The 16129-nt window shown below is 58.0% G+C and carries 14 protein-coding genes and 1 riboswitch; of the genes, 6 read left to right on the top strand and 8 right to left on the bottom strand.

All coding sequences use genetic code 11. The annotated features are described in order from the left end of the window. Positions 1 to 187: 187 nt before the first annotated feature. Positions 188 to 580 (bottom strand): glycine cleavage system protein GcvH, encoded by a 393-nt coding sequence (gene gcvH / locus AC13E3_RS04420; RefSeq protein ID WP_008170823.1) that lies wholly within the window; start codon positions 578 to 580, stop codon positions 188 to 190. A gap of 46 nt (positions 581 to 626) precedes the next feature. Further along, the gene (locus AC13E3_RS04415; protein ID WP_008170824.1) at positions 627 to 1517 is read right to left on the bottom strand and encodes a LysR family transcriptional regulator; all 891 of its coding nucleotides are present in this window, start codon (positions 1515 to 1517) and stop codon (positions 627 to 629) included. A gap of 119 nt (positions 1518 to 1636) precedes the next feature. Here AC13E3_RS04415 and metE point away from each other — a divergent pair, with 119 nt between their 5' ends. Beyond that, entirely contained in the window at positions 1637 to 3916 is a 2280-nt protein-coding gene (gene metE, locus AC13E3_RS04410) for a 5-methyltetrahydropteroyltriglutamate--homocysteine S-methyltransferase (RefSeq protein ID WP_008170826.1), read from the top strand. Here metE and cpdA read toward each other — a convergent pair. The 4 genes from cpdA to thiC all read right to left on the bottom strand — a co-directional run bounded on the left by cpdA (position 3910) and on the right by thiC (position 7960). Further along, the gene (gene cpdA / locus AC13E3_RS04405; RefSeq protein WP_008170828.1) at positions 3910 to 4716 is read right to left on the bottom strand and encodes a 3',5'-cyclic-AMP phosphodiesterase; all 807 of its coding nucleotides are present in this window, start codon (positions 4714 to 4716) and stop codon (positions 3910 to 3912) included. The two genes, metE and cpdA, sit on opposite strands and share 7 nt — an antisense overlap. Before the next feature lie 202 nt (positions 4717 to 4918). Then, positions 4919 to 5404 (bottom strand): DUF1249 domain-containing protein, encoded by a 486-nt coding sequence (locus AC13E3_RS04400; RefSeq protein WP_008170830.1) that lies wholly within the window; start codon positions 5402 to 5404, stop codon positions 4919 to 4921. Then, positions 5404 to 6021: an NUDIX domain-containing protein gene (locus AC13E3_RS04395; RefSeq protein WP_008170832.1), complete on the bottom strand. Its 618-nt coding sequence runs from the start codon at positions 6019 to 6021 to the stop codon at positions 5404 to 5406. Before AC13E3_RS04395 ends, AC13E3_RS04400 begins: the two co-directional genes overlap by 1 nt. Positions 6022 to 6082: 61 nt before the next feature. After that, the gene (thiC, locus tag AC13E3_RS04390; protein WP_008170834.1) at positions 6083 to 7960 is read right to left on the bottom strand and encodes a phosphomethylpyrimidine synthase ThiC; all 1878 of its coding nucleotides are present in this window, start codon (positions 7958 to 7960) and stop codon (positions 6083 to 6085) included. A 77-nt stretch (positions 7961 to 8037) separates the two neighbouring features. Next, positions 8038 to 8151, bottom strand: a riboswitch (TPP riboswitch). A 175-nt stretch (positions 8152 to 8326) separates the two neighbouring features. On the opposite strand from thiC, the gene AC13E3_RS04385 reads away from it, so the two are divergent. Then, on the top strand, positions 8327 to 9730 hold the full coding sequence (locus tag AC13E3_RS04385; protein WP_008170837.1) for a TolC family outer membrane protein: 1404 nt from the start codon (positions 8327 to 8329) through the stop codon (positions 9728 to 9730). A 48-nt stretch (positions 9731 to 9778) separates the two neighbouring features. Here the strand turns inward: AC13E3_RS04385 and waaA are convergent, their stop codons facing one another. Beyond that, on the bottom strand, positions 9779 to 11032 hold the full coding sequence (waaA, locus tag AC13E3_RS04380; RefSeq protein ID WP_008170840.1) for a lipid IV(A) 3-deoxy-D-manno-octulosonic acid transferase: 1254 nt from the start codon (positions 11030 to 11032) through the stop codon (positions 9779 to 9781). A gap of 121 nt (positions 11033 to 11153) precedes the next feature. Here waaA and lpxL point away from each other — a divergent pair, with 121 nt between their 5' ends. Genes lpxL through AC13E3_RS04360 form a run of 4 tightly spaced genes read left to right on the top strand, consistent with a single transcriptional unit; the run spans position 11154 to position 15308 of the window. Next, the gene (lpxL, locus tag AC13E3_RS04375) at positions 11154 to 12101 is read left to right on the top strand and encodes an LpxL/LpxP family Kdo(2)-lipid IV(A) lauroyl/palmitoleoyl acyltransferase (RefSeq protein WP_075267653.1); all 948 of its coding nucleotides are present in this window, start codon (positions 11154 to 11156) and stop codon (positions 12099 to 12101) included. 47 nt (positions 12102 to 12148) lie between these two features. Continuing rightward, complete coding sequence (locus AC13E3_RS04370) at positions 12149 to 13144, top strand: mitochondrial fission ELM1 family protein (RefSeq protein WP_482901755.1); 996 nt, start codon at positions 12149 to 12151, stop codon at positions 13142 to 13144. Continuing rightward, positions 13141 to 14256, top strand: a complete 1116-nt coding sequence (locus AC13E3_RS04365) for a glycosyltransferase family 4 protein (RefSeq protein ID WP_482901754.1) — start codon at positions 13141 to 13143, stop codon at positions 14254 to 14256. The genes AC13E3_RS04370 and AC13E3_RS04365 overlap by 4 nt, the downstream gene beginning before the upstream one ends. Next, positions 14253 to 15308 (top strand): glycosyltransferase, encoded by a 1056-nt coding sequence (locus AC13E3_RS04360; protein ID WP_482901753.1) that lies wholly within the window; start codon positions 14253 to 14255, stop codon positions 15306 to 15308. Before AC13E3_RS04365 ends, AC13E3_RS04360 begins: the two co-directional genes overlap by 4 nt. A 23-nt stretch (positions 15309 to 15331) precedes the next feature. Here AC13E3_RS04360 and AC13E3_RS04355 read toward each other — a convergent pair whose 3' ends face one another. Continuing rightward, entirely contained in the window at positions 15332 to 16126 is a 795-nt protein-coding gene (locus AC13E3_RS04355) for a glycosyltransferase family 2 protein (RefSeq protein WP_482901752.1), read from the bottom strand. Between the last annotated feature and the right edge of the window lie 3 nt (positions 16127 to 16129).

Below are 16129 nucleotides of genomic sequence, written 5' to 3'. Positions count from 1 at the left end.
CACCTGGAAAGGAAAGACAGGGATTATACAAGATGAGTTGAAACTGATACCGATGTATGACGGGCTGACGGGGCGGGCCTTCCAAAACTGTGCGGAGCCAGGGATGGCGGAGCCAAGCGTACAGGGACGTATTCACAGCGTGTTTTGGAAGGCCCGCCCCGTCAGGCCAGCCTCCCAAGCGGAAGTGTTATTCCTCGGCCGCCACATGCTCCGCATAAGCTGTAGAATCCATCAGGCCATCCAGCTCACCAGCATCCTCAAGCCGCACCTTGTAAAGCCAGCCGTCACCGTAGGGATCTTCGTTGACCTTCTCCGGCTCGTCCTCAAGGCTCTCATTCACCTCGATAACCTCACCGGTCACCGGGCTGAACACATCCGAAGCCGACTTCACAGACTCAGCGACTCCGGCTTCCTCTCCACCGTTAACCGTTGCGCCCACATCCGGAACACCGATGTATACCACATCACCCAGTTGCTCCTGGGCAAAATCCGTAATACCGACAGTCGCCGTGCCATCGTCTGACACGCGAACCCATTGATGGGTCTCAATGTATTTCAGGTCTGCGGGTATCTCACTCATAGTCTGGTTTCCTGAACGAATTTTTTGCGCAGTTTAACTGAAGAGGTTAATTCCAGCGAACCTCACGTGCCAGCTTCATGAACGAATTCAGGTAATCCACCTCCCGATCCCGCTCACGAAGTCCCAAAAAGATCTGTTTCGGAATCCCCGTTTCCCCGAGCTGAACCGGCCGAACCGGAATCCGGGTACCGTAATCCTCGACCAGCCAGCGTGGGAGCGCGGCCACCCCGCGCCCTGCCGCAACCATTTGCAACATGATATCGGTGGTCTCGATGGTTTTGTGCCGCGCGGGACTGGCGTGGGCCGGAAGCAAGAACCGCGTGTAGATATCCAGACGTTCGATTTCCACCGGGTAGGTGATCAGGGTTTCTTTCTCCAGATCCCCGGGTTCAGCCCAGGCCTTGTCCGCCAGAGCATGGTCCGCGGCCACCACCAACACCTGCTCGTAGTCGAACACCGGCTCGAAAACCAGGCCCGGGCGCTGCAGGGGGTCCGGAGTTACCAGCATGTCGATGTCGTGACCGAACAGGGCGCCAATGCCGCCAAACTGGAATTTCTGTTTTACATCCACATCCACCCCGGGCCAGCCCTCCAGATAGGGCCCGACTACTTTCAACAGCCATTGATAGCAGGGATGGCACTCCATTCCGATACGCAGCGTGCCACGCTGCCCCCTGGCAAACTGGCCGATCAGCATCTCCGCGTGCTCCATCTGCGGCAGCAGCCTGTTGGCCAGCGAAAGCAGGTATTCCCCCGACTGGGTCAGTCGCAACTGCCGCCCTTCCCGCACCCAGACGTCGGTACCCAACTGGTGTTCCAGCTTACGGATGGAATGGCTGAGGGCAGATTGCGTCAAGTGCAGGCACTCGGCGGCCGCCGTCAAAGACCCCTGCTGATTCACTGCCCGGAGAATTTCCAGATGGCTTCGCTCGATCATTATCACCCTTCGCATGAGCAATATTCATTGATCTCTGAAATAATACCATTATTTTTCATTCCGCCAGGTGGATATTCTGCACTTTCTTCAAAATCACGAAATCAAGCAGAGGACACACCATGGTAACCACCCACAATCTCGGCTTCCCACGAATCGGGGCCCGCCGCGAGCTGAAGTTTGCCCAGGAAGCCTTCTGGAAAGGCCGGATAAACGAGGAGGATCTGCAGATTACCGGTGCCGATCTCCGGCGCAGGCATTGGCAGAACCAACGCCCACTGGACCGAGTGCCCGTCGGAGACTTCTCCTTTTACGATCAGATACTGGATATGAGTGTCACCCTGGGCAACCTGCCTGAGCGGGTGAACGACACCAAAGGCAGCGAACTCGACCGTTATTTCCGGGTAGCCCGGGGGCGTTCCGGGCAGGAATCAGCCTGCTGTGGTGTTCAGGCAGGGGAAATGACCAAATGGTTCGACACCAACTATCACTACATCGTGCCCGAGTTCCACCAAAACACCCGCTTTCGACTCAATGGCAACCGACTAATCGATCAGATCGACGAGGCGCGAGCCCAAGGATTAACACCAAAGCCGGTGATTATCGGCCCCGTCACCTATCTCTGGCTTGGCAAAGCCAAAGACGACAGCGACCGACTATTGCTGCTGGAGTCTTTACTGCCCGTGTACTCAGAGCTTCTGGAACTGTTAGCAGACCGTGGCGTTGAGTGGGTTCAGGTAGACGAACCCGCGCTTGTGACCGACCTGGATGCGGACTGGCGCCACGCCTTCAGCCTCGCTTATCACCACCTCAAGACAAGCACGCCGAAGTTGTTGGTAACCACTTACTTCGGTGAATTGCGAGAAAATCTGCAGCTGGCCTGTGAATTACCCGTGGCCGGATTGCACCTCGATGCCATCAGTGCCCCACAGGAAGTCCCCCGTGTGGTCGACTGGCTACCGCCCCACAAGCAACTTTCTTTGGGCGTTATCAATGGCCGGAATATCTGGCGATCGGATCTGGAGAAGACCCTCGACTGGCTCGAACCGGTCTATGAAAAGTTGGGGAATCGTCTCTGGCTCGCGCCATCCTGCTCACTGATTCATGTGCCTGTCGATCTAACGAGTGAAGACAAGCTTGACCCGGAAATCCGCAGCTGGCTGGCATTCGCCGTCCAGAAACTGGATGAACTGAAGACTCTCGCCACAGCGTTGAGTAATGGAAGAGCGGCCGTTCGCGAACAACTGGCGGAATCGACGGTAGCCGTCAACAGTCGGGCAACATCCGAACAAGTTCACAGCGCTTCTGTGCAGGCCCGTCTCGCCGACGTCAGTCCGGCACTCGGTCAGCGGCAAAGCCGTTTCCCGGACCGCATCGCCATACAGCAACGGAAGCTTGGCCTACCCCGCTTCCCGACAACCACCATCGGGTCCTTTCCCCAAACACGGGATATCCGCCAGACCCGCTTGCAGTTCCGAAAGGGTGAGCTAACGGAGCCGCAATACAACGCCCGGATTCGCGAAGAGGTTCGTCGCTGCATTGTCGAGCAGGAGGCCCTGGGGCTCGATGTGCTTGTTCACGGCGAAGCCGAGCGAAACGACATGGTCGAATATTTCGGCGAACAACTGGACGGCTATGCCTTCAGTCAGTTCGGGTGGGTTCAGTCCTACGGCTCGCGATGCGTGAAACCACCCATCCTGTTCGGAGACATATCTCGCCCGAAAGCCATGACCGTCGAATGGATCCGCTATGCCCAGTCGCTCACGAAAAAGCCTCTGAAGGGCATGCTGACCGGACCTGTCACCATCCTCAACTGGTCGTTCGTGCGGGACGACCAGCCACGGCGAGAGACCTGCCTTCAACTGGCACTGGCCATCCGGGAGGAGGTGCTGGATCTGGAGGCCTCGGGCGCCCGAATTATCCAGATCGATGAAGCCGCCCTTCGGGAGGGCTTGCCGCTGCGGCAAGCCGATTGGAAGAACTATCTGGACTGGGCCATCGAGTCATTCCGGATATCTGCCAACGGCGTTCGAGACGAAACCCAGATCCACACCCACATGTGCTATTCGGAGTTCAACGACATTATCGAAGCCATCGCCCGGATGGACGCTGATGTGATTACCATCGAGACCTCCCGGTCGGACATGGAGCTTCTCGATGCCTTCCGTGGTTTCCATTACCCGAACGACATCGGGCCCGGTGTCTATGACATACACTCGCCGAATATTCCCGACAGCGAGCAGATTCGATCATTGATGATAAAGGCGGCAGAGCGGATACCAGCAGAGCGGCTATGGGTGAACCCAGACTGTGGCCTGAAGACCCGTCAGTGGGAGGAGGTCCGCCCTGCCCTGAAAGGCATGGTCGCCGCCGCTCGGGAACTCAGAGAAAGTATTCAGTAACCGGAACTGTTCTGATCCAGCTCGAACTGGAAATCCTCGGCCCGGCGGACTTCCGTTGCGAAGTCGCCATAATCGTGGAATTCGAACCAGCGGTAACCGGGCGGTAAATCCTCAACCGAGAACTTACTGGAACCGGAAGTAAACTGGATGCAGGTGGACGGCGTGGCCAACAGCTGCACGCCGTTGCGCTCGCGCTCGTGCTCCTGATGGATATGCCCCCACAACACGATCCTGACCTGAGGAAATCGATCTAGCACCTGCCAGAACGCATCGCGATTGGTTAGGCCAATTTTCTCCATCCAGTCGGAGCCGATATCCACCGGATGATGATGGAGTGCAATCACTGCCGGTATGTCCGGATGTTGCTCAAGCGTCTCCGAGAGGAACGCCAGTTCGGATTCAGCCAAAGCGCCGAAAACCTTGCCGGGCACAGAGGAATCCAGCATCACAAACTGCCAGCCACCCTGAATCACGTGACGATCAGAAGCGTTGTACTCGCGAGAAACCTGGAGCAGGTTATCGATATGATCGTGATTACCAGCGATCCAGACTGAGGGACAGGAGAAAGACTTCAGGCTCTCACCAAAGACTCGGTACGCTTCCACCGACCCGTCTTGAGCGAGATCCCCGGTAGCCAGAATCAGATCCGGCTGACCGTGCACTTTCAATACCTCTGCAATAACCGCCTGCAGGCTTTCCCGGGTTCTAACGCCCAACAGATCTCCGTCGGCACGCGCCATCAGGTGCGGATCAGTCAGCTGCAGTACCCGCAGTGGCCGGTTTTTTTCCTTCGTGGTCATGGCGTTCTGGATCTACTCGCTGGCAATACGTGGTCTGATAACAAGTGTACGACGCCGATTCACAGATTTATCACTTTCGAATCGAACCCGGGTCACATTCTGGCAAGGCTTAGACGATATATTGCAATTTTTGACAACTATGGCACATCGGTGCGCCATAGCCACACCACTTTAGTACAGGATAAGCGTGTATCGAACCGCCTCAGTCGACGCCTTCGCCGGCAGACCAGGCTGCATGTTCCATGGGCAGGTGACCAAACCTGAGACAGTAATCCAGCCAATCGGCGAGGAAGCCGTTGACCTGGACCTTTTCATCCGGATGGTGCATGAAGCGATTGGGGTAATCGTTGACGGGAGCAATCTGGCGATCACGGTAGCAGCTGATCACTTCCGCCATGCTGGCGTCGTGGTAGACCCGTACGGTCATTTGAGGGTTGTTTAACCAACGACCGGAATTATGGACCTGCTCAAGCAACAGGGTTTCGGTGAACTTTGCTGTCTGGAGCACCTGAATCCGGACTCGTCCCAGGTAGTGGTTCTCCCGATGCAGCTCGAACTCGCACACGGGCTTGCCGTCCACCTCCAGCTGCCTCAGCTTACGGAGCCGCTGATAGTTTCCGTCACACAAGGCGCCGAGCTGTCTGAGATCCGGAACATACCGCCTGGGTTTCATGGTCCACTCGCCCATCACTGCCACCCTTTCCTCAAACGGGCCCGATTCAGCTCGAGCCACTGCAGGGCTATAATGGCGGCCGCGTTGTTGATGCGACCATCGTGGATCATCGCTATGGCGTCGTCGGATGACACCACATGGGCACGGATATCCTCATGTTCATGTTCCATACCATACAGACCACCGGCATCCGCGGTGCTGACACACCCGCAATAAAGGTGAATCATTTCCGTGCTGCCGCCGGGTGACACCAGGTAATCGCAGATTTTTTCCAGCGGCTCAAAGGTAAGTCCGGCCTCTTCCTGGCCCTCGCGTTGAGCGACTTCTTCAGGGCTCTCGCCGTCTTCGTTCATACCAGCCACCAGCTCCAGCAGCCACGGCGACTGATCACGACCCAGGGCACCAAGACGGAACTGCTCAAGAAGGACTACCTCGTCCCGTTCCGGGTCGTAGGGAAGTACACAGGTGGCATCGCCACGAATGAAGAGTTCTCGGGTAAACACCGGCATGTCCCGGCCGTCAAAACGCGGATGGGTCAACCAGAGCTTATCCATGCGGAAGAAGCCCTGGAAGACGGTTTCACGTTTTTCGACGTTGACGTCGTCGGCGTTGAACTGGAACGGTTTGGCCATTTTTTGTCCGGTCGTTGAATCGACTTGGAACGATAGCCTTTAGTTGGGTATTACTTCAAGTTCAAACCTTGTCGTAAAGCTTACTCCCGGACTCCACGAACTCGCGGGATTTCTCCTGCATGCCGGCATCCACTGCCGACACCTCATCCAGGCCGTGCTCCTTCGCATAATCCCGAACTTCCTGGGAAATCTGCATGGAGCAGAACTTCGGTCCGCACATGGAACAGAAATGCGCCACCTTGGCGGATTCCTTCGGCAGGGTCTCATCGTGGTAGGCGCGAGCCGTATCCGGGTCCAGACCGAGGTTGAACTGGTCTTCCCAACGGAATTCGAAACGGGCCTTGGAGAGCGCATTATCGCGAATCTGGGCACCCGGGTGCCCCTTCGCCAGGTCCGCGGCGTGGGCGGCGATCTTGTAAGTGATGATGCCGGTTTTCACATCGTCCTTGTTGGGCAGCCCCAGGTGTTCCTTGGGTGTGACGTAGCAAAGCATGGCGCAGCCATACCAGCCGATCATGGCGGCACCAATACCGGACGTGATGTGATCGTAGCCCGGCGCAATATCGGTAATCAGCGGGCCCAGGGTGTAGAACGGCGCTTCGTCGCAACATTCGAGCTGCTTGTCCATATTCTCTTTCACCAGATGCATGGGCACATGGCCGGGGCCTTCAATCATGCACTGCACATCGTGTTTCCAGGCGATCTTGGTGAGCTCACCGAGGGTTTCCAGTTCGCCGAACTGGGCTGCGTCGTTGGCGTCGGCGATGGAGCCGGGGCGCAGGCCGTCGCCAAGGCTGAAAGAGACATCGTAGGCTTTCATGATTTCGCAGATGTCTTCGAAGTGCTCGTACAGGAAGCTTTCCTTGTGGTGAGCCAGGCACCATTTGGCCATGATCGAACCACCCCGGGAGACGATGCCTGTGGTGCGCTTGGCAGTCATAGGCACATGGTGCAGGCGGACGCCCGCATGGATGGTGAAGTAATCCACGCCCTGCTCGGCCTGTTCGATCAGGGTATCCCGGAAGATTTCCCAGGTCAGGTCCTCGGCCACGCCGCCGACTTTTTCCAGGGCCTGGTAAATCGGCACGGTGCCGATGGGTACCGGGGAGTTGCGGATGATCCATTCCCGGGTCTCGTGAATGTTCTTGCCGGTAGACAGGTCCATGATGGTATCGGCGCCCCAGCGGATGCCCCAGGTCAGTTTCTCGACTTCTTCCTCAATGGAGGAGCTGACCGCTGAGTTGCCAATGTTGCCGTTAATCTTCACCAGAAAGTTACGGCCAATGATCATCGGCTCGGATTCCGGGTGATTGATGTTCGCGGGGATAATGGCGCGGCCGCGAGCTACCTCGTCTCGGACGAACTCCGGGGTGATTTCCGCAGGCAGATTGGCGCCGAAGGACTGGCCGGGATGCTGGTCTTTCAGCAGACCCTGTTCCCGGGCCTCCTGCAGCTTCATGTTTTCACGGATGGCGATGTACTCCATCTCCGGGGTCACGATACCCTGCCGGGCGTAGTGCATCTGGGAAACGTTTTGGCCAGGTTTGGCCCGTAGCGGTTTTCGCTCGTCCATGAACCTCAGCGGGTCAAGCTGGGGGTCTTTCATGCGGCGGCGGGTGAACCCGGAAGAGTAGTCCGGAAGCTGCTCCACATCACCGCGTTCGGCGATCCAGGCGGCGCGGACTTGTTTGAGACCTTTACGAAGATCAATAGCAGCTTCAGGATCTGTGTACGGGCCGGACGTATCGTACACAACCACCGGAGGGTTCGGCTCGCCGCCCATCTCCGTGGGCGTGTCCTGCACGGTAATTTCCCGCATAGGTACCCGCAGATCGGATCGGCTACCCTGCACGTATACTTTTCGTGAGCCTGATAATGGTTTGATGGCGGCGGAATCCGCCGCTGCGGATTCACTGAGATAGGCTGGCAAGTCCGTCATGGTCTGCTCCCGGTATTGGAGGGTTGTCGGGTCGCGTATGACGGGCCTTCCGGTACGGAAGAGGCTGGAACCAGCACGTTTTGAATGGTCTTAATCCCTACGCCGGCATTATCCGGATCAGGTTGCGGGTTCCGCACTGCAATCTCAGCCAACCACCGGTTTTCGGTGTATCAGCACCCCGTCAAGACGCGAACTGCTCACAAAATGAGTGAACTCTGCAAGTGTAGAAGCGGAGGCGTTTATTGTCCATAATGAGCAACCAATACCTTTGGGTCACCGTCGGCACCGGCCCATACCTTGAATACAGGCCTTCCGAACCCCCTATCCAGATCAGGGATACCCGGAGATAGTTTGTCAGGAGAAGCAATGAATAAGCGTTTACTTCCAGGATTGATCAGCCTGCTCGCAGCCCAGCCTGCGTTCTCTCTGGATCTGATGGAAACCTATGAAAAGGCACTGTCCTATGACTCCGGCATTGCCTCGTCCCTGGCGCAGTTCCAGGCACAGCAGGCAACCAGCGATGTCAGCAAGAGCGCCCTGCTGCCCAAAATCTCGGCGGTTGGGTCAGCAAGCTACACAAGTTTCGAGCCCAGGAATATACCCGGGGGGGCAAACGCCGATGAACTGACGCGGCAACTCTTCTCGGGAGACAGTTATCGCACCTACCGCTACGGAATCGAACTGACTCAGCCACTGTTCCGGGCTCAAGACTGGTTCAGCTATGAGGCCAGCCAGTTCCAGACCGAGGCGGCCGAGGCCCAGTACAACCTGGCCCAGCAACAGCTGATTCTTGATGTAGCAACCGCCTACTTCGATGTCTTGCGCGCCAAAGACACCGTCACAACCGCCAAAGCAACTGAAACGGCCATCCAGCGCCAGTACGAACAGGCCCAGGAACGGTTTGACGTGGGGCTCATTGCCATCACCGAAGTCTATGAGGCGCGTGCCAGCTACGACGATGCCAGAAGCCAGCGCATCGCCGCCGACAACGACCTCAATGTGGCCAAAGAACAACTGGCCCGGTTAACCGGAGAATATCCGGACGCCATGGAAAATCTCAGGCAGAATTTTCCGCTCGGGCGCCCGGAGCCTATGGATCCAACTTCCTGGGAAACAACCGCCGTGGAGCAGAACTGGTCCATTCAGGCGGCCCAGAGACAGTTCAGTGCCAGCGAAGCCAGCCTGAAAGCGGCAAAGTCTGATCATTTACCAACTCTTGAGCTGAGCGCCTCCTACCAGGAAACCAGTCTGGAGAACGCCCTTTTTACTCAGCAAGAAGGCAACCAATCGATTGTCTCACTGTCACTGACCATCCCGTTCTACACGGGCGGCGGCACCCAGGCCGGCGTCCGGGAACAGCGCTCGCTGCTCACCGCCGCCGAACAGGACCTGAATACGGTGCGCCGGGACGTACGGGTGAATACCCGGAGCCTGTTCCTGACGGTCAACAACAATATAGAGACCGCTTCCGCCCTGGAACAGACCATCATCTCTCGCCGCAGCGCCCTCGACGCCACCCGCGCCGGCTATGAGGTTGGAACGCGCAATATTGTGGAAGTACTGGATGCGGAACGGGCCTACTACGTAGCCCTGAGAGATTACGCCAACGCCCGCTATGATTACCTGATCAACTCGCTTCAGCTCAAACAGGCCGCCGGAACCCTGACCCCTCGGGACCTGATCGACCTGAACAACTGGCTGAGCGCCGCTGCACCCGGCATCGAGGCGCTGGCCAACGAGAAGAAAACCTTGGACGATCCTACCCAGTAACCACCAGGGCGGGCCCGAAGGCTCGCCCGCATCTTTTGGGCCGATGTATCACACCCGCTCAATAATCCCATCAACCACCTTGTCTAACGCCCCGCGGTTCTTGTTCACCACTTCCAGGGCTCGCTGACCAATCGCTTCACGTTCCTGACCGTCACTAAAAAGAGACGACACGTGAGCGGCCAGATCATCTGCATCGGTAACCAGTTTAACGCCCCGGTCATTCAGCAGGCTCTGGTATATAGTTTCGAAATTAAAGATATGCGGGCCTGAAAACACCGGAATACCCCATCCGGCGGGTTCGAGGGGGTTGTGGCCGCCGCGCTCGATCAGTGAGCCGCCTACAAAGGCCAGGTCACTGGCGCCGTAAAGCATCATCAGCTCCCCCATGGTATCTCCGAGATACACCTGGGCCTGGGCAGGGCCCTCTCCAAGGGAGCGACGGGCCAGAGTCAGCCCCTCCTTGACCGCTTTTTCTGCCACAGGCTCAAAGCGGTCGGGGTGTCTCGGAACCAGGATCAGCAGAGCGCCTGGATGTTCTGCCAAAACTTTTCCATGAGCCGCCAGCAGTTGATCGTTTTCGCTGCCGTGGGTGCTGCCGGCAATCCAGACTGGCCGCCCCGCCAGCTCCTGTCGGAGCGCCATAGCCGCAGCTCGCACATCTTCAGGGATATCAACGTCAAATTTGACACTACCCGTTACGGCCACTTTCTCAGGCGCAACGCCAATTCGCCGAAACCTCTCGGCGTCTTTCTCTGCCTGGGCCGCCACCCAACTGATACTGCGCATGATTGGGGCTGCGAGGCCGCGAATACGCTCATAGCCCCGGGCGGATCGTTCTGACAGGCGGGCGTTGATCAAAAACACCGGAACCCGGCGAGCCCGGCACTGACGAATCATGTTCGGCCAGATTTCGGTTTCCATGATGACCAGTATTCGCGGGCTGGCGCGATCCAGGAAACGCCGGATGGCGCCCGGCGTATCATAGGGTGCGTAGGCGTACTGCACCTGATCACCAAACATCTTGCGTGCCTGGGCCAGGCCGGTGTCGGTCATGGCTGTCATCAGGATGGTGATACCCGGGTTCCGGGCCAGCAATCGTCGAACCATGGGCGCTGCCGCTATGGTTTCACCCACCGAGACAGCATGAACCCACACAACCGTGCCGCTAGCCCGGGGCACAATGCCCAAGCGCTGGTACCAGTTGCGCCTGAGTTCCGGAGCTCGACGTCCGTTCCACCACAGGCGCAGCAGAATGAACGGCAGAATCAGCCTAATAAGCTGGGAATAGATAAATTGCAGCACACAGGACTCCGGGCAAAACAGTGCGCTATCATAGCGCAAAACCTATTGATTTGCTTCCGATTGATGGCTCGGGCCATTGTGCCACCATCAATCGATTCAGACTTTGCAGGACCGGCTTTACGTGAAAACGAAATACCGCAAAATACCGCGAAACACGGATTACTCGGCCTACCGCCATCCCCGATGGTGGCCCACCTGGCTGGGAGTCTTTTTGATGTGGTGTGTGTCCCGGCTGCCAATACGCGTTCAGTGGTGGCTGGGCAAACTGGCGGGACTGCTGGCGTTCCGCCTTGCCCGGGAACGTCGGCACATCGCCGAGGTGAACATTCGGCTGTGCTTCCCGGAACTCACGGCCGCTCAGCAATCTGCGCTGGTTCGGAAAGCGTTTATTGCCAATGGTATTGGCTTGCTGGAAATTGGCATCGCCTGGTTCCGCGATCCAGCCAAACTGACAGGCATCACACAGGTCCATGGCCTTGAGCATTTCGAGCATGCTCTGGCGCAGGGCAAAGGCGTTTTATTACTGGGAGGCCATTACAGCACTCTGGATCTGGGCGGGAGCCTGGTGACCGAGTTCATTGAAGCAGACGTGATGCAGCGGGACCATAACAACCCTTTGATGAACGCCGTGATGACGAGAGCCCGTGAACGCCGGTATGGCAACGTGCTCGGCGCCAAGGACCTCCGGGGCCTGTTTCGCAGCCTTAAGAAAAACCGGGCCGTCTGGTATGCCACCGATCAGGATTACGGCCGCAAGGATATTGTCTTTGCGCCCTTCTTCGGAATACCGGCGGGCACGATTACCGCTACGTCCAGGATCGCGGAGCGCAGCGGCTGCAAGGTCGTCCCGTTCAGTCATTTCCGACGTGACGATGGTCCGGGCTACGACATCTACTTCCATCCTGCCCTTGAGAGCTTCCCCAGCGGGGACGATCTTCAGGATGCAACATTGATCAACCAGACTATCGAGCGAGAAGTGCGGCGCGCCCCGGATCAATATCTGTGGATGCACCGGCGCTTCAAGACCCGCCCTGATGAGAACGATCCGGGATTCTACAAACGCCGGTAGTAACGAACTCAGGCAACACGGAGGCCGGCAATACATGCCGGAACACCATGGCCAAACCCGAGCCCAGAACGCAGGATGCATCCACTCCGGTGGTGTGGCTTCTGACCGACAACAAGCCGGGTCACCGGAATCAGCTGAAGGGGCTTGGCAACCGGCTTCGCGTTCTGGCTGGGGCAAGCACCTACTGGATCGATGTTTCCCCCACAAAGGTACCTCTGTGGCGGGCATTGCTGGCCTCTTCGCCGCGTATGGAGGCGTCACTGCCTCGACCCGATCTTGTCATCGCGGCAGGGTCCGGTACGCATCGGTTACTGCTTGCGCTGCGAAAACGTCGCGGGACCCGAACGCTGGTCATCATGAAGCCCGCGTTTCCGCTGTCTCTGGTCAGCGGCGCCCTGATTCCAGCCCATGATCGCGTGCAGCCAGGCCCGCGGGTTCTGTTAACCGAGGGCGTTCTGAACACCATCACACCCCTGGCCAGAATCACCGAGAAACGGGAAGCGCTATTACTCATAGGCGGACCTTCGCCGCACTTCGACTGGGACGACGATGTCGTCCTGGGCCAGATATCCCACCTGATCGGGCAGTACCCTGACTGGCGCTGGACCATCAGCACCTCACGGCGAACACCGGAGCCCCTGCAGGACCGCCTCGACGACATGGCCGGACTGCGGATCACCGTTGTTCACCCCCAGCAGACCCACGAGGATTGGCTAAGCCATCAACTTTCCGCCTCACGGGCGGTCTGGGTGACTCCCGACAGCATGTCCATGGTTTGCGAGGCGGCAACCTCCGGAGTGCCAACGGGCCTTTTCGAGTTGGCGGCGAGACCCGGCAGCCGGGTCGTGGACGGAGTGGAACGGCTGGTCCGGGACGGCTATGTTGCCAAGTGGACGGATCACGCCAGCGTCATGGCCGGCAGGGCCGACCACAACCAGTCGCTCTGGGAAGCCAATCGCGCAGCCCTATGGGTCATCGAAAACGGGTTACTGCCAAAGAGCCACAAAACCAATCAACGCCTGCCCAAGGGGGCCCAGCCTTGAGAATTCTTCAGGCACTTCCAGCGCTGTACAGCGGCGGTGTAGAAAGAGGTACCGTAGAGTTCGCTGCAGACCTCGTCAAACGCGGCCACGAATCCTTTGTCGTCTCCAAGGGCGGACCCATGGCGGAACAACTGCGGGGACAGGGTTCAAAGCATATTTTCATGCCGATTCACCGGAAAAATCCGGCGTCCTTCGGGCAAATCCTGCCGATGCGAAAACTGCTTCTTGAACTGAAGCCGGACATCGTTCATGTCCGCTCGCGCATGCCCGCCTGGATTATCTTCCTGGCTCTGAAAAGCATCCCGAAACGGGAACGCCCGGCGGTTGTGTCCACATTCCACGGCATGTATTCGGTAACACCCTACAGCGCCATCATGACCCGCGCCGATCACATCATTGCTGTGTCCCAGTGTGTGCGGGACTACGTGATGAACAACTACCCCGTTCCGGCGGAGAAGCTGACGGTTATTCAGCGTGGTGTCGATGTGGATGCGTTCCACCAACGTGAACTTAGCCAGCAATGGCTGGACCGCTGGTTCCGTCAGTATCCGCAGCTTGCCGGCAAGAAAATCATCATGATGCCCGGACGGATTTCCCGCTGGAAAGGCCAACTGGATTTCCTGGCCATGATGGCGAAGCTGGTGCGCGAGCGGCCCGATTGCCATGGCATCATTGTCGGTGGCGCGGAGCCCGGCAAAGAGCACTTCCTGGATGAACTGGAAAAGGAGCGGGCACGCCTGGACCTGACCGACAAGGTCAGCTTTCTCGGCCAGCGCAATGACATGACCACGCTGTACCTGCTCGCCGATGTGGTCTGCCATATGAGCACCAAACCGGAACCCTTTGGCCGGACAGTGACCGAAGCCCTGGCATCCGGAACGCCGGTGGTGGCCTACAATCGTGGCGGGGCGGCTGAAACCCTGCAGGCCTGTTTCAGGGATGGGCTGGTGACACCGGATAACGTGGAGGAATTTGCCCAGGCGGTTTCCGGGCTACTCGATGCCAAACCGCCGAGGATCGAGATCCCCTATCGATTCCGACTGGAAGCGCAAACCGAGGCGAGCCTGAAGGTTTATGAGAATGTGCTGAAGAACGCCGCTGGCCAATCATGACCTCACCTACCCGATTAACCATTGCCCTTCTGCTCGCCACCCCCGGCACCACCTGGGGCGGAATGGAACAGCACACTGCCGACCTGGCAAGTGCACTGGCCGAACGGGGGCATAGCGTCCATGTGCTTGGTCACAAAACCTACCGGGATCACTTCCCCGCCGGTGTCCACTTTCATCCACTGCCTGTTCAACTCGGGCGACGGAACCTCTGGCTCCAACTGGCCCTCCGCCGACGACTTCGCGAATTATCGCCCGATATTTTGCACGCCCAGGGCAATAAGGCTGCGCAACTGGCCGGTAAAACCGGGAAACTTGCCCGTGTGCGCTTCGGTACGCTGCACGGCACCAAGTCCAGCCACAAGGCATTTGATCGCCTCGACGAGATCATTGCAGTAAGCCCACGGATCCTGGGAGCTCTGAGACACCCTCACAAACACCTGATCTACAACGGCGTGGACTCAGAGCGCCCACGAATTCCAGCCAATGATGGCCCCGAGCTTCCGGCAGGTGTCACCAATGTGATTGCCGTGGGACGCCTGGAAGCCGTAAAAGGCTTTGATGCGCTGATCAGAGCCTGGGCCATACTTGGCGCCTCCGCGGACAACTTCCATCTGACCATATTCGGCGAAGGAAGCCAGCGGGAACAGCTGGCGCGTCTAATTCATCAATCAGGCCTCGGAGATTCCGTCACCCTGGCAGGCTTCAGCCAGAACCTGAAACCGGTCTACCGCAAAGCGGATTTGACGGTGATCAGCTCCGAGCGGGAAGGTTTTCCCTACGTGCTGGCGGAGTCGCTCATCTATGGCTGCCCGGTTGTCTCTACTCCGGTATCAGGGCCTCGCGATCTTCTCCCGAGTTCGTCTCTCAGCGAGGGGCACCGCGACAGTGACCTTGCTGACCTGATGGCCCGGGCGCTCGCCAATCCGGAAGCGCTGAAACAGAGCCAGCGGTCCGCTATGGCGTTTGCACGTGAAACCCTCACAGTGAAAGCCATGGCTGAACAGACAGAGGCCCTTTATCGGAAAGCCATTACTGAGCGCAGGGCCACTTGAAAATAATCTGGGCACGCTGATTCCTAACGGGCACTTTCCTCCTCAAGCTCAGACAGCATCTGTATCTCGCGAGCCTTCGCCAACCGCATAAAATTCCGGTTGGCCGCAGTAATGGCAACGCTAAGGCCAAACCAGCCGTTCAGAATCTGTCGGTGCAGCAGGTAATACTTCAGGAACTTCAGGGGAAACTCGGCGAACAGCCGGGCACTGGAAATTCGTCGCCCCTTTGCGGCAATAAAGCGGGCCTGCTCCGTAGACAACTGGCAGTACTTGCGCTCCATCTGCTCCAGGGAAATCAGCGTGCGATGCAAGACGTCGCCCTTGAGATCCAGAACCCGGCCTGTTTTCACCTGGGGTCGGTCATTGTTGCTGTCTTTTTCGGCCTCAATCACCGCCTTGTTGCGATTGTAGAGCCTGAGAATTTTCTTCGATTTATCATGACGGAACGGATGTCGGGGATCAGGCTGGGACAGCACCCAGCGCATCCGGAACCCCGCAATATCCGGGTCGACCGGCTTTGAAAACAGCGCCTTGATATTGGCCACAAGCTCGTCCGACAGCACCTCATCCGCATCCAGATCCAGCACCCAGTCATTGCGGCACAGGCTTGCAGCAAAGGCCTTCTGGCAAGCAAATCCCTGCCAGTCGTTATGAACAAACCGGGCACCCGCCGCTTCTGCGATTTCCCGGGTTCTGTCAGTACTCCCGGAATCGACTACGATAAGTTCATCAACCCAGCCGGAAACCTTCGCGAGGGATTCCGGCAGTCGCAGCTCTTCGTCCTGGGTGATGTAATAAACAGATAACGGTAACTTCATCAA

This window comes from Marinobacter sp. L-80 (genome assembly GCF_056859395.1).
This window is presented reverse-complemented; position numbering and strand designations above follow the sequence as displayed.

Excerpts from the sequence above, each read along its gene's own strand:
- gcvH (WP_008170823.1), bottom strand. The coding sequence starts at position 580 with ATGAGTGAGATACCCGCAGACCTGAAATACATTGAGACCCATCAATGG.
- AC13E3_RS04415 (WP_008170824.1), bottom strand. The coding sequence starts at position 1,517 with ATGATCGAGCGAAGCCATCTGGAAATTCTCCGGGCAGTGAATCAGCAG.
- metE (WP_008170826.1), top strand. The coding sequence starts at position 1,637 with ATGGTAACCACCCACAATCTCGGCTTCCCACGAATCGGGGCCCGCCGC.
- cpdA (WP_008170828.1), bottom strand. The coding sequence starts at position 4,716 with ATGACCACGAAGGAAAAAAACCGGCCACTGCGGGTACTGCAGCTGACT.
- AC13E3_RS04400 (WP_008170830.1), bottom strand. The coding sequence starts at position 5,404 with ATGGGCGAGTGGACCATGAAACCCAGGCGGTATGTTCCGGATCTCAGA.
- AC13E3_RS04395 (WP_008170832.1), bottom strand. The coding sequence starts at position 6,021 with ATGGCCAAACCGTTCCAGTTCAACGCCGACGACGTCAACGTCGAAAAA.
- thiC (WP_008170834.1), bottom strand. The coding sequence starts at position 7,960 with ATGACGGACTTGCCAGCCTATCTCAGTGAATCCGCAGCGGCGGATTCC.
- AC13E3_RS04385 (WP_008170837.1), top strand. The coding sequence starts at position 8,327 with ATGAATAAGCGTTTACTTCCAGGATTGATCAGCCTGCTCGCAGCCCAG.
- AC13E3_RS04370 (WP_482901755.1), top strand. The coding sequence starts at position 12,149 with ATGGCCAAACCCGAGCCCAGAACGCAGGATGCATCCACTCCGGTGGTG.
- AC13E3_RS04360 (WP_482901753.1), top strand. The coding sequence starts at position 14,253 with ATGACCTCACCTACCCGATTAACCATTGCCCTTCTGCTCGCCACCCCC.
- AC13E3_RS04355 (WP_482901752.1), bottom strand. The coding sequence starts at position 16,126 with ATGAAGTTACCGTTATCTGTTTATTACATCACCCAGGACGAAGAGCTG.